Source organism: Acidobacteriota bacterium (assembly GCA_026707545.1).
GTDB lineage: Bacteria > Acidobacteriota > Thermoanaerobaculia > Multivoradales > Multivoraceae > Multivorans.
Genome location: JAPOWR010000004.1, coordinates 128,056 through 142,746, shown reverse-complemented (window position 1 = coordinate 142,746; position 14,691 = coordinate 128,056). Strand labels below are relative to the sequence as shown.

Annotated in this window: 7 protein-coding genes; all 7 read left to right on the top strand. The window is 66.5% G+C overall.

Annotated elements, in window-relative coordinates; all coding sequences use genetic code 11:
- Nucleotides 1-20: 20 nt before the first annotated feature.
- Nucleotides 21-995 (top strand): ATPase, T2SS/T4P/T4SS family, encoded by a 975-nt coding sequence (locus OXG83_15465; GenBank protein ID MCY3966430.1) that lies wholly within the window; start codon nt 21-23, stop codon nt 993-995.
- A 288-nt stretch (nt 996-1,283) separates the two neighbouring features.
- Complete coding sequence (locus OXG83_15460) at nt 1,284-2,432, top strand: helix-turn-helix transcriptional regulator (protein MCY3966429.1); 1,149 nt, start codon at nt 1,284-1,286, stop codon at nt 2,430-2,432.
- A gap of 494 nt (nt 2,433-2,926) precedes the next feature.
- Nucleotides 2,927-3,904, top strand: coding sequence for a hypothetical protein (locus OXG83_15455; protein ID MCY3966428.1), 978 nt, complete (start codon nt 2,927-2,929; stop codon nt 3,902-3,904).
- Nucleotides 3,905-4,360: 456 nt separating this feature from the next.
- Nucleotides 4,361-4,618, top strand: coding sequence for a hypothetical protein (locus OXG83_15450; protein MCY3966427.1), 258 nt, complete (start codon nt 4,361-4,363; stop codon nt 4,616-4,618).
- Nucleotides 4,619-6,069: 1,451 nt separating this feature from the next.
- Complete coding sequence (locus tag OXG83_15445) at nt 6,070-9,297, top strand: SwmB domain-containing protein (GenBank protein ID MCY3966426.1); 3,228 nt, start codon at nt 6,070-6,072, stop codon at nt 9,295-9,297.
- Nucleotides 9,298-9,488: 191 nt separating this feature from the next.
- Nucleotides 9,489-10,355 (top strand): hypothetical protein, encoded by an 867-nt coding sequence (locus OXG83_15440; protein MCY3966425.1) that lies wholly within the window; start codon nt 9,489-9,491, stop codon nt 10,353-10,355.
- A gap of 94 nt (nt 10,356-10,449) precedes the next feature.
- Nucleotides 10,450-14,640 carry a SwmB domain-containing protein gene (locus OXG83_15435; GenBank protein ID MCY3966424.1) on the top strand — a complete coding sequence of 1,397 codons (4,191 nt, stop codon included), beginning with the start codon at nt 10,450-10,452 and terminating at the stop codon, nt 14,638-14,640.
- The last annotated feature ends 51 nt before the right edge of the window (nt 14,641-14,691 follow it).

Sequence of the window (14,691 nt, the reverse complement as noted above, 5' to 3'; positions counted from 1 at the left end):
ACCGTCCGCGCCGACACTCCATGACCGACAGCCTCGCCACCCTCAAGACCTTCCTACCCGGCCTCGAAGCACTCCTCGAGGATCCGGAAGTCACCGAGATCATGATCAACGGCCCCGGCAACGCCTGGGCCGAGCGCGCCGGCGCCGGCCTCGAACAGGTCGAAGCGCCCCAGCTTGACGACGGGGCGCTCCGCAGAGCGGCCATCAGCATCGCCCGACCCCTGGGCCTCGATCCCAAGACCGACCCGGCCCTGGACGCCCGCCTCCCGGACGGCTCCCGAGTCGCCATCACCACGCCGCCCGCCGCGCCGCACGTCGCCATCACCATCCGCCGCTTCGGCAACCGCTCCTTTTCGGTGCAGGACCTGGTCGACAACGGCAGCCTCACTCCGGCCATCCTTGACGCCGCCAAGGACGCCCTCCGCAACCGCCAGAACATCCTCGTAAGCGGCGGTACCGGTAGCGGCAAGACCACTCTTCTCAATGCTCTCATCGAGCTGCTGCCGCACCACGAGCGCATCGTCTCCATCGAAGACACCCTCGAACTCCGCATCGAGCAAGCCAACACCGTCCGCTTCGAAGCCCGCGAGCTCGGCGAGGGCTCCCTCACCATCAGGGACCTGGTGAAGCACTCGCTCCGCCACCGACCCGATCACATCGTGGTCGGAGAAGTTCGTGGTCAGGAAGCCGCCGACCTCCTCCAGGCCCTCAACACGGGCCACGGCGGCTCCCTGACCACCGTTCACGCGAACAACGCCCGCGCCGCGCTCTCACGCCTGGCCAGCTGCGCCATGCAGGCCGGTGAACTCCCCTGGGAAGTCGTGTGCCGGAGCGTCGTCGACGGCATCTCCCTCGTCCTCCACATGACGCGCCTCAAGGGCCGGCGCTACGTGGAGGACGCCCTTCTCCTCCACGGTTGGCAAGCCGAGGATAACGCCTGGATCACCGACCAGGTCCCGGCGCGGTCGCATCACTCTCCCTTGTCTGAAACCTAGCAAATGCGATGCGTCACTGACTTCGTTCTACACACGTGTCTTCACGGATCTACACCACCAAAGTCCGTCGATTTGTACCTAGAAAACGCGAGATGCGTGGCACCCCGACCCTGTTCTATAAGTCTTCTTGCAAGTTGGGCGGCCCTTGCTCGGAACATGCCCCGCGCGGCGTCCGAACGCCGACTCTTCCTGATGTATGCCTAAGCCTGAGCCCGCATCTCCCCAGGCCCGGATATCTCGGGGTCTAGCGTCAGCGGAAGCTCGGCGGTCGTTCCGGAGCATGGTGCCGTGAACCCTCTCGATGCCTTCGAGCGGATACTTCAGTCGGTGTACCGGGCCGCACTCGACGACGCCCACTGGCCCGCCGCGGCCTCCCTGATCGAAGAGGCCGCCGGCGCCACGGGCAATCTGTTGGCGGTCGGCGAAGTGTCGGGCGACGGTTCTCGGGTCCGTTTCGTCCAGCAACTCTACCGCGGCGAGCCACGCCCGGACCTGACGCAGAAGTACTATCAGCTCTACTACCGGCACGACGAAGCGCCGCCCCGCCTCAGGGAACGGCCGTCCGGCCAACTGATCCACGTCCCCGACCTGTACACCGAAGTAGAGTTGAGGAGGTCGGTCGCGTACAACGAGGGATGGCGCGCCGCCCGCATTCAGAACGGCCTGATCACGCGCTTGGATGAGCCGGACGGCCTGCACCTCGTCTGGACCCTCGGCGACCCGTTGGACGGTGGCGGTTGGCAGTCCGCTCAGGTCCAGTTGGTCGAGTCCCTGCTGCCGCATGTCCGCCAGTTCGTCCGCTTCCGTCAGGCGCTGGTCGCCGCCGATGGCCTGAGCGCCGGTCTGACCGGTCTTCTCGACAACAGCCGGATCGGCGTCCTGCACCTGGATCGCGGCGGGCGCGTGCTGGCGGCGAACGACGCCGCCGTGGACATCCTGCGCCTCCACAAGGGGCTGTCCGACTGCGGCGGTGCCCTGCGCGCCTCGCTGCCGGCGGACGATAGCCGCCTGCAGAAGCTGCTGAAGCGCGCGCTGCCGGTCTTCGGGAGTTCAACGCCGCCGACCGGCGGCTGGATGAGGATTCAGCGTCCCAGGCTGCGATCGCGGCTGGAGCTTCACGTGCACCCCGTCGATGCCGGGTCGGCGGACTTCGGGGGTCGCCGGGTAGCGGCGCTGGTGCTGGTGGTCGATCCGGAGAGTGGTCCGCGAATCGACCCGGCCCGCGTGGCGACGCTGCTCGGCCTGTCGCCGTCGGAGGGTAAGGTGTCGGCGCTGCTGGCCGAGGGCCGGTCCGTGCGCGAGATCGCCGCGATCACCGGCTTCAAGGAGACCTACGTGCGCTGGCTTCTGCAGCAGACCTACAAGAAGCTGGAAATCTCCGGTCACGGCGCCTTGGTGGGGCGGGTTCTGACCGCATACGCGTTCCCGTGGCGCTGACCGCCCTCGGGCGGTCCTGGCCATGCCCGTCCTCGAACTCGGTGTCGGCTGCACACGATTCATGCGTATGGGCGGAATCGGGAACGGCGTGCAGCAGACCCTTCTTCCCGACCGCTGCCTTCGCGGACCGTGGCCTTGGCCTTGACGGGACTCCTCAGAGAGTGCGATAATATTGTTATCCAAACTCACAGCGCCCCCCTCCTCCCGGCCGAACTACCGAGTACGTCCTCACTGCCCACCGCCGTTCGGACTTCGCGACGCCGTCCGCAAGTCGCCACGCTAGCCAACGCCATCGTGTCCTTGGACAAGCAGGATCGAAGAACCGTCCCAGTGGCTCCATCCCAGCCCGGAGGACTCCCTTGACGACCGTGGCCGACTCGAACCAGCGGTGCTTAGACGAGCACCGAAGCCTCGCGCAGCGCGGGTCCGAAGTGACCTGACCCGACAGGCCCTGCCACGTTCGCCTAGTCCCACGAAACCAAGGACGTGCAGCCATGCTCTCACCCAAGATTTCGCACCTGGCTGGCCGCGACGCCGCCCTTCGAACACTAGGCTTCTCGCCCACCGAGGCCTCCTGGCTGACCCTCGTCTGCCTCCACTCCGGCGTCTTCACGCGCCATCAGTTCTGCCGCTTTCACAACTGCCGCGAGAACGCCGCACACCGGTTCGTCCGTCGCCTGGTCAACGACGGAATCGCCCGAGAACACCCTCTTCCCGCCAGCCGCCACCGATTCACCCGCGTCTACGGGCGCGGCCTCTATCGCGCCCTCGCCGTCGCGCCTTTCCGCCATCGCCGTAGCGCTACGTCCGCGGTCGTCTTCCGCCGCCTTCTCTCGCTCGACCACGTCCTCGAACATGCGGACTCCCCCTGGCTCGCCACCGAAGAGGAGAAGGTCGCCCACTTCACGGCCCGGGGCATCGAAGCCAACCTCCTGCCTCAACGCCTCTACGGCGGCGCCGTCCGATCGCACCGCTACTTCGCCCTCAAGCTGCCCATCGCCGCGGACGATCACTCCGTGACCTTCGTCTATGCCGACCCAGGCCGAGAGACCCAACGCGAACTCCGGCGCTGGTCCGCCACGCACCGGACGCTCTGGTCCCGTCTCCGCGCGGCCGGCACGGCCGTGCACCTCGCCGTCGTGACCCGCACAGCCGCGGCACAACGCGACTACTCCCGAAGCCTCGCCACCTGGCTCACACGACCGGGCGGCGATGCGGCACCAGCACCCGAGGACGAGGCCAACCCGGCCTCCACCGAAGCAGCTACGCTCAATGGAAACAGCCGCGGTCTCGCGAGGTGGGGCCGTTCTCAAGCCGCCGACCGGATCGCGGTGCAGCCGCGACGACGCGTCGACCAGGCCGATGCCACGGAGACGGTCATCGACAGCTACTCCACGCACTACGCACGCCACCTCGCACCCGCGGGCGGAGACGGTCAACCATCTCTCGTCCGCCGCGCCGGCCCTCGGTGACGAAGTCGCCTCTGCATCCCGTAGCGGCGCGCAACCTCCCGCCACGACCCCTCTCTGGCCCGCACCGCTTCCGCACTCCGCTCAGTCCTCTCCGTTGCCTCTCGTGGCTCCCGCGGTGTCCGGAGCGAGCCCTCCTCACCTTGCGCCTGCAGCAATGCCCGTCGTCGCCGACTCCGTTCGACCGCGACGTTGCCGACCGCGAATCCCGTTCCGCTGGTCGAGGGTGACACTCAACAGCAGCCTCGGCGAGAACGCCCCGCGGGCCGGCGCAAGAAGCCGCCAGACCGCTTCGCATCGGCCCAAGGACCGTCTGTCACCCCCTTGCCTCGTGCCGGCTGCCTCGCGGCGCGCAATCGCCTCCGCTGCATCCTCCTATGGCGCGGGACTGTTGCTCGCCGCCAAAGGGGGGTGAGCGGCGAAAGCCACAGACCCACTAACCAAGGAGGAGAGAGAATCGTGTCCACCCCAACTCCCATCGACGAGGTCCGAATCGGATCCGTCAAGGCCGCGATCTGGAAGAACCAGGTCGGCGACGACGGGGCCATCCGCTACAACGTCACCTTCGGACGGCTCTACCGCTCCGACGAGGACGGCCAGTGGAAGACCACCCGGAGCTTCGGCCTCAACGACCTGCTCGTGCTCAGCAAGCTGGCCGACCAGGTCCACACCCGCATCTACGAGCTGCGCGAGCAGCCCGCGGGAGACGACGCCTAGAGCGTCGTCAGCGCCGGCGGCGGCTTCGGCCGCCGCCGGCCTTCACGCATTCCCCTTAGGCTCTTATCCTCGCAGCGCCCTTGTCCGGTGAGTTCACGAACGGAGTTCGACGCTTGGCGGGGCCTGGCTTGTCCGTTCCTCGTTCGGGTGGCCGGACGGCCTGGCCGCCCGTGACCCGTAGGTGATGGCGCACCAGCTCTTCCCCAACCGCTCGGAGCCCTGGACGCGGCAGGCAACGGCTGTTTGACTCCCTTCCTGCGGCAACCGCGTGGAGCGCTCCGGGAGCGTCCAGCTGCAGGTCAAGACCGCGATACCGCCCCGCCCGGCACCGTAGGTGCAGGTCCCAGGTCGGCTCGCCTTGTCGAATCCGACCGCCTGGCTGGCGGCGGCTGATCCCCAAACGCTAGGCGAGTAGAGGGCGCCTCCACGTCCATACCCCCCCCCCCAACAAAACGCGAGATGACAATTCCCGTCTGGTTCGCCGAGCGTGAATCCGCATCTCGCCCCCCACCGCTACTGCATGTCGGCCAGTTCCTCCACGCCCGCCAACCCCTAGCGGGCCCGGCGGTACCAGCTCACGCGGCGCTGACAATGGATCAGCGCCGACGCGGAGAGGGTCTTCAGGAAGCCTGCTCTCCTGGTTCGCCTGACCGTCCCGGCACCTTCAAAGTGCGAGATGACACCGCCGCAGGAGTGTGCGTAGATCCGCTTGTGGCTACCAACTTGCCTTACCTGAGATTGACGCGCAACCACATGAGCACGCTCTTGCGGCACCCGGTGCTCCCGACCCGCCAAAGGCGACCTGCAGGACTTCCGTGATGAATCGGGCAGCCCTCAGGAGACTAGTGGCGTTCACGTTCGTGTGGGCGTTGCTAGGCGGCCTGACCGCGACCAGCGCCATGGCGCAACCCACGCCCACTGGGGGTGGATTCTACCGCAGCGGGAACGACGGGGGGAGAGCAGAGGTCGCCGTGAGGTTTGACGGGAGACTAATGGACGCATGGGGCGACGAGAATCTGTCATTCGCCACGTGTACCGGAGGTATCGACAAGACTCATTTCAGCGTGGACCTGGAATGGACGAAGGAGGATGGAACTGTAACAAGACACCAAGACGAGCCAATCTGCGTCGTGCACGCGTCAGGCGAGTGGCTCGCCATCCACACCGTAGACACTTACTCCCAGGTTCTCGACCCTCGAGCCCATATCTACAAGGTCACGGTGTCGTACGACAAGCCGTCCGAGGGTTTGCTCAAAGCGTGCACCGGTGAAGAGGGCGTAAACCCTTGCACAGAAGGAGGGGCCGAAGTCGCCTCATTCACCAACCTCCAGGTTTGGAACCGTCGCTCCTCGGACCTAGATCGAGATGCAACCGACACGACGCCCCCGACCATCTCGTCGGTGACACTCAACGCGACCGGCGACAAGGTAGAGATTCGGTTTAGCGAAAACATGGACGTTCAGGCAGCAACGGCAGCCTCCCTCTTCACTCTCTCAGGCACCAGCGCCGTTGTTACCGGTGACCCCAACTTCAACGGCACCTACGACACCTTGAGCCTGAACCTCAGCCCCGTAGTTCAGACAACCGACACGCCGACGCTGAGCTACGCGCCCAAGACGAGCGGCGTCACGTACTTTGGCTGGACTGCCGAAAACGCGGATCTCCCGACATTTAATCCAGACACCAAGGCCCTGTTGCGAGACCGCGCCGCCGGCAACGCCCTGCCGAAGTTCACGCGCCCCCTTGTCCGCGAGAATGGGACTGACACGACCGCGCCGACCGTGGTGTCGGCCAAAGCGGAGGGCTCGGTGCTGACGCTGAAGTTCACCGAGGACCTGGACCGATCGGCCGCTCCGGACAAGTCCCGCTTCACCCTGACCAAGACGGGGGTTACAGCCCCGACGGTGACCGCCGTGACGTTCGGTAGCGACGACTCGACCGTCCTGAACCTGGCCCTAAGCCGGTTGGTCAGCACCGCCGACGCCGGGACTACCTTGGCTTACACCAAGGGAACCGATTCGAACCCGCTCAAGGATACGGCTGCAACCGCGAACGAGGTCGCGAACTTCTCGGGCCAGTCGATAACGTTCGGCGACACGACGGCACCGACAATTCTCGACCTTGGGGTGATCGGGACGAAGCTGACGATCCAGTTCAGCGAAGAACTGGACACGACGACGGCCCCGGCCGCGTCGCGCTTCACCATGAGCGGGACTCCTGTCACCACCGTGGACGCGGTGGCGTTCAAGGACGGCGACGCTTCGTCCCTGGTGCTGACGATAAGCCCGGCGTTCACCGCAAGCACGGGGGACACGGCCGGCGTGAGCTACACGCCAGGGACGGAAGCGAACCCACTGCGGGATCCCATCGGCAACAAGGTCGCAGCCTTTGGCGAAACCGCGTACAACCTGACCGGTAGACCGAATCTGGCGTCGGCCGTAGTGGACGGGACGTTGCTGACGCTGACCTTCACGGAGGACCTGCGGACGGGGTTGGCGGCACCGGCCGTGGCGGCCTTCACCTTGTCCGGCCCAGCCATTACCAGGAGCGTGACCGCCGCGACGTTCAAGAGCGGCGACGCGAAGTCAGTGGAGTTGACCGTCTCGCCGGCAATCGAAGAAACCGACACCTGGATCACGCTGGAGTACAACCCCTCGTACGCAGTGCGCGCGCTGGCGAACACGGAAAACAAAGGGGTCGAGTGGTTCGAAAGGCGAGTGTTCAACGAGACGGACAATACGGTCCCGACCCTGAGCTTCGGCACGGTCAACGGGACGCTGCTGACATTGACCTTCTCCGAGGATCTCGACACCACGACGGCCCCGGCCGCGTCGCGCTTCACGGTCGTCGGGACTGAGAGTTCCACGACGGTGACTGCCGTGAAGTTCAAGACCGACGACGCGACATCGGTGGAGCTGACGCTTTCCCCGGCAGTGACGAGAAGCGATTCCGTCTTCGTGAGCTACGTCCCAGGGGACGACGCCAATCCGCTGCAGGATGACGCAGCCACACCGAACAAGGTTGCCCAAATCTTGGCCGCGAGGACGCGAAACTTGACGCCGCCGACAGCGTCGATCGCGAGCGACGGGGACGTCACCGCGGGCAGCCCGGCGACGTTCACCCTGACCGTAACGCCCGCGCCTACCTCCGCTATCTCCGTCCTCTACGACGTCACGCAGACCGGCGGCGTCGCGACGCCGGTGCGCAGCCATCTGAGCGTCGAGACCTCGGGTTCGGCGACCGTTTCGGTGCCGACGAATGCCGGCACCACCGGCAGCGTGACCGCGACCGTGGAGGCCGGCAACGACTACACCGTCTCCTCCACGGCCGGCTCGGCCACGGTCAACGTCACCGCCGCCACCACGCCGCCGGATCCGACGCCGGATCCGACGCCGGACCCGACGCCGGACCCGACGCCGCCACCGCCAGGACAAGACCTGGAGCCCGCCGGCGCCACCGCCAGCGGAGCGAGCGTGACGCTGGACTTCGGCCAGAGCCTGGACACAACGTCGGTGCCGGATCCGGGCGACTTCACGGTGACGTCGACGTCACCATCGGTCGCCTCGGCTTCCTCGTCGCCGAACGAGCCCGTTTCCGTCGCGGCCAGCCAGACCGTGGAGCACACCGTGACCGCCGTGCACATCCGTGGCAGCTCGGTGCTGCTGACGGTGTCGCCGCTGATCCGCGCCGGGGACTCGGTCACCGTGACCTACACGAAGGGCGCGATTCCCCTGCGGACGGAGGCGGGAACGGAAGCCGACGACTTCAGCTTCACGATTCCCGGCGGCGCGCGGCCCGCGCCCGCCGCATGCGCGTCCCACGTGACGCCGTACTGGCACGGCACGGGCGGTTTCGCGGTCAGGCCCATCGACGGCAGGTCGGCGATCGTCTCGATCGAGTGCGGCCGCTACCGCCACTCGTTCCGCGAGTATGCCGGCGAGGACGGCCTGATCGTACGGGGGATCGGGCCGGTCTGCGTGGCCGAGGACGGCCGGCCCACCGCGGGCGAGCTGACGTTCGAGGGCATCGACGGGGACGGCTGGCACTGGGTCAACGGCGACCGGAACGTGGCGGTCGCCCCCCTGGTCTGCGACGCGCAACTGAGTCCGCAGTTGCGTCCTCTGGTCCCCGGCGGCGTCACGGCGCGGCCGAGCGGCAACGAGCTCTTCGACTGGAGCATCCTGGGACGACTGCGTGGCACTCTGATGGAGCATGATGCAACCGGGTTCATAGGCATCGTTCCACACCTGAAGGACCTGGAGGGAGAAGGCGAGCACGTCGCACCGTTCTGGAAAGGCGGCGGCGGAATCGTCGGCCGCGCGGCGAACGGCGAATGGGCCGCCGCACACCTGGTCTGCGGCGAGGACGACCCGGAGAGCCTCGCGCTGCGCGCGGGCGAGGATGGCCTCATCGCCGTGCTCGTACCGGGCTGCTTCGACGCCGATGGCGAGGCGGTGCAGGGTCGGCTGGAGACCATCGGGTTGGCGGATGGCGCCTGGTACTGGCTGAAGATCGGCAGGGTGCCCGCAGTGGCGCCGCTGGTTCGACCGCGGCCAGGCGTCAACCTGACCACACCGGTGCTTCCCGCCGGCGTGGAGGCCGAGGAGGGTCCGCTCGGGACCTTGTTCACCCGTCGCGACCTGATCGGCATCGTCCCCAAGGTGCAGGTTCCGCCGTGACGCACCGCCAGCCCGACGGCCCGGACTCTTGGCCAGCGAACGGAACCAAGACCCACGCACCGCGACGATCCAGCGGCTCCTGGAAGCCACCATGGAGGACCAGCCTCCTGCCTAGAGTACCTGGGTCTCTCGCACTGTTCCTGCTCTTCCTCTCGCTGCCGGCGGCCGCGGCGGCCGCATGCGAGTCCCACGTGACTCCGTACTGGCACGGCACAGGCGGGTTCGCGGTCAGGCCCACCGACGGCAGGTCGGCGATCGTCTCGATCAAGTGCGGCGGCAGCGGGCTACAGAGCCGCGAGTACGCCGGCGAGGACGGCTTGATCGTGCGCGCCGTGAGCCAGTCGACGTGTATCGCCGACGACGGACGGCCGATCGACGGCGAGATGACGTTCGAGGGGATCGACGGAGACGGCTGGTACTGGCTCAACGGCGACCGGAACGTGGCGGTCGCCCCCCTGGTCTGCGAGTCGTCGTTCAGTCAGCGGGTGGCGCCTCCGATTCCCGGCGGCGTCACGGCGTGGCCGGACGCCAATCGCCGCTTCTCGCTGTCAATCCTGGGCCGATTGAACGGCACGCTGATGGTCCACGACAACACCGGGTTCATGGGCATCGTCCCCCACCTGAAGGATCTCGAGGCCGAAGGCGAACACGTCGCCCCGTACTGGAAGGGCGGCGGCGGAATCGTCGGCCGTCCGCTGAACGGCAGGTGGGCCGCGGTGCGCCTGGCCTGCGGCGAGGCCGATCCGGCGATCCTCGCGCTGCCGGCGGGCGATGATGGCCTCATCGTGGAGCTCCTGCCCGGCTGCTTCGACGACGACGGCGAGGCGGTGCAGGGTCGGCTGGAGACCATCGGGTTGGCGGATGGCGCCTGGTACTGGGTGAAGATCGGCACAGTGCCCGCTGTGGCGCCGCTGGTTCGACCGCGCGCCGCGCATGTGGACTTGACCACCCCGGTGGTTCCCGGCGGCGTGGACGCTGATGAAGGCCCGCTCGGGACCCTGTTCGCTCGGGGCGACCGGTTGGGCATCGTCCCCAGGCTGCAGGCGCCCCCGCCGTAGGCGCGCCGCGCGCATCAGACCGACTACTGCCAAACCAACCTTGGCGCCGCGACGACTTGCGGCGTTCCACAACCACTACGGAGAACCAACCCCCATGCCCAGACTGCCTGGATTCCTAGCACTGCTGCTGACGTTCGTCTCGCTGCCAGCGGCCGCCGTTGTCTACCTCGTGCCGCCCGACGAAGCCTTGGTCGACGACACGCCGTTCATCGTCTACGGCGAGGTGTTCCATTCGATGCCAGCCCCGGAGGCCGGCTTTACCGACGCTCTGGTCCGCGTCGAAGCCCAAATGAAGGGGCGAGCGGTCAACAGCGTGATCACGGTCCGGCAGCTGGGCGGCATAGTCGGCGACATGGTGACCGTAGTCCGGGGTCTACCGATGCTGGGGCCTGGACAGCGTGTACTGCTGTTTCTGGAGCCGGGCGACGACGGCGTTTTCGAAACCGTGAGCTGGGGTCTCGGCACGTTCTTCGAGCATCGAGGTGTACTGAGTCGCTACGGCGTCGCCGGAGACGCTCCGCGCAGTTCCACGCTGTTTCGCGAGTGGATCGGCGATCGCGTCCTGGGCGTTGATCGACTGGTTGACTACAGCACACCGTCCTCCCGAGATTCGGACGGACCGCAGTCCGTCACAAGTGCCTTCACGCTTCGACGCGCCACCGACTGCGGATCGAGCAACAACCGTTTCATTCGGTGGACGAACTTCGACAATGGCGGGAACCTGACCGTCACGATCCACGGCGCCCAGCCGCGTCTCGACACAGGCACCAGGGCCGCTGTTGACGCGGGAGTCCACGCTTGGAACGCCGTGCCGGGATCGACCGTGTCCTTGAAGTCGACTATCTCAGCCGAGCCGTTCCCCACCCGGACGTCTCCCGTCCCGGGCGTTCAGATCGGCTTCAATGATCCGCACAACGAAGTCCCCGGATCGGTTTACGCGGTTACTCTGCTCTCCTACCCCTGCCGCCGTGAACACACGATTCCAGGTTCGGCCGACAGCTCCTACCAATTGGAACAGGCACGGATCATCACCAACAACTTCGACTTCAGCGACCATTTGCCGAGTGTTGTCGCCGATCTCATGACGCACCAACTGGGTCACGCCCTCGGTCTCGATCATCCGTGTGATTCCCGCGCATGCACCAGCGAGGAGAGCGATTCCATCATGCGGCCCATTGATTTCTCTCCCCAAAGAAGAAGTGGAGCCGCCAGATTGGGAATCGACGACCAGCGGGCAATCCAAGCCCTCTATCCGGAACGGCAGGTGAGCGTCACGCCGAGCGCGGCGGTGACCGAGGGCACCGCGGCTACCTTCACGATCCGCATGTCTCATGCCTCGCAATCGGCGACGACAGTCGAACTGACGGTCAGCCAGACCGGCGACTTCGTGGCATCGAGCGATCTTGGAGCGAAGACGGTAAGCGTACCGGCTGACGGCCAAGTGACCTACACCGTCCCCACCGTGGACGACAGCAACGACGAAGTGGCCGGAGCCGTGACCGTGACCGTCACGAGCGGCACGGGCTACACGGTTCCCGACACTCCGCCTTCCGAGAGCGTGAACGTGCATGACAACGACAACCCGCCGTCGGGAACGCCCCTCGTAAGCATTGCCGGCGGCGCGCCGGTGTCCGAGGGAACCGGCGCCAGCTTCACGATTCGCGCGGCGCCGACCCCGTCCACGGCCCTGTCGGTCAAGCTGGTCATCTCCCAGACCGGCGACTTCGTGGCGGCCAGTAACCTGGGCGAAAAGACCGTGACGGTACCGACCACGGGTGAGGCGACCTACACCGTGCCCACCGTGGACGACGACACGACGGAAGACAGCGGATTGGTGACGGCGACGCTGGTGTTGAACACGGGCTACGGGTTGCACAACGTGGACTCTTCCACCGTCCACGTCACGGTGGACGACCCCGATCGTTTTCCCAGGCCGGTCACCGCATCCGTGTACGGCCGGAAGCTGACGGTCGCGTTCTCCGAAAACCTCGACGGCATGTGGGCGCCAGCCAGCAGCGTCTTCACGGTGACAGCCACGCCGCTAGGCAACTCCGGCCGCACCATCGTCGGCGACGGCCTCATGGCGGTTCGCGCCAACACGGCAACGGTGCCGCTGGCCGGGTCGGTCGCGCACGGCGAGACACTGACGGTGGACTACGCGAAGCCGTCCAGCAGGCCACTGCAGGACGAGGACCGGACCGAGGTGGCCGGCTTCACCGGCCTGGTGGCGACGAACCGGACCCCGCCGGCGCCGGCGGGCATGCTTGTCAGCAACACAGATCAGTTTCCTGGTCCCTCCAGCGGACTCTCCGCCCACCTTGCACATTCGTTCACGACTGGCGGCTACGCCGGCGGGAGCCGCCTGATCAGTGTGGACGTCCCCATCGCGGCGCGACCGGCGTCGGGAGCGGTCGCCAACGTGGACATCGTCAACGCCATGTCCGGCAGGCCTGGCAGTACCGTGCTGGCCACGCTGACGCCTCCTCCCAATCTGGTCGTCGGCCTCAACAGGTTCACCGCTCCAGGGGAACGGGGAATCCGGCTAGCCGCCAGTACGGAGTACTTCGTGGTTCTGAGACTCCAGGGCGCCGACACGGGCGACTGGCAAGTCAGCACTACGGGTTCCGATGGTGAAGATCCCGGCAACGCGGCGGGTTGGCACCTCGCGAACGACTCATACAGTCGAGCTCCAGGGTCGAGCGTCTGGGCATTGCTAGGTGGTGGTTCCACCTTGAAGATCGCCGTCAACGGCTATGCCGAACGGTCGAAGGTGCTGGCGAGCAACAGCGGGCAAGCCTCCGCCGCCGGTTCTTCGGATGCCTCCTTCAGCAACGATCACGGCCAGCCGTTCACCACCGGCAGCAACAGCAACGGCTATCGGGTCACCAGCGTCGACGTCGAAACCGACATCGCCACACCAGGCAACTCGACCGACCCGACCTACACCGTCAGCATCCGATCCGACTCGTCGGGCGACCCCGGAACCGAACTCGTCACACTCACGAACCCCGCGACACTGGTTGCGGGGGCCAACACCTTCACGGCATCAAGCCCCGGGGTCAAGCTGGACACCAGTACGAAGTACTTCCTGCTGGTGGACGTCAGTGCCGCGGGCAACAAGGGCGTCAACGCAAGGCGAACAGCTTCGGACGCCGAGGATGCGGGTGCCGCAACCGGGTGGACGATCGGGGACAGCTACCGGAGGAAGGGAAACACGGCCACGGCCTGGGCCGACGACAGCAACGCGATGAAGGTCACTGTCCGTGGACACGGCGTGGGCCCGATCTTCGAAAGGGCGGAAGTGAACAGGGGTCACTTGATCGTGATCTTCGATGGACATGTGACCGGGAACCTCGCGGTGTCCAGCGCGGCGTTCGACCTTATCGCCACGAACGCGAATGGCGAGTCCCGCGGTATCGGCGGGACAGGCGCGGTCACGACTTACCACAACGAGTTGAACGTGCCGCTCGCTCTCGAAGTGGCCGCGGACGAGACGGTGACGCTCACCTACACACCGCCAGCCAGCCAAAGTGGGGCACCGAGGGACGCTAGTGGCAACTGGGTAGACGGCTTCTCCAACAAGCCAGTAACCAACAGGACTCCCGCCGCTGCCGCCGCGGCACCAGTCTTCAAGCGTGCGGGAGTGAGGGGAAATCGCTTGGTCGTGATCTTCGATGCACACGTGAGCGGGAACAGCTCGGTGCCCGGACGGTCGTTCAACGTCGTCGCCACCAATGCCGATAGCGAATCCCGCAGCATCGGCGGAACAGGCACGGTCTCGATGAATCGCAACGAAGCGAACGTGACGTTGGCCCTGGCTGTGGCGCCAGGCGAGACGGTGACGGCCAGCTACACGCCGATACCCGGGCATTCCCTGACGGGCAACAACGGCAACTGGGTGAACGGCTTCTCCAATAGACCAGTGACCAACAACAGCCGCCTCGCAGAGCCACCGGTCTTCAAGCGTGCGGAAGTGAGGGGAAGCTACCTGATCGTGATCTTCGATGGACATGTGAACGGGAACAGCGGGGTACCCGGATCGGCGTTCAATGTCGTCGCCACCAATGCCGATGGTGCATCCCGCAGCATCGGCGGGCTAAACACTGCCGTGATCTATCGCAGCGAAGTGAACGTGAAGCTGGCTCTAGCTGTGGCCGCGGACGAGACCGTGAAGCTCACCTACACGCCGCCAGCCGCGAGGGCCCTGTCGGACGATAACGGCAACCTGGTGAACGGCTTCTCCAGCAAACCAGTGGCCAACGAGAGCCCCGCAGGGAACCAGTAAGAACCCGAGCAAGGAGCGAACTGAGCAACCAGCGGCCTTCGCACTTGGTCC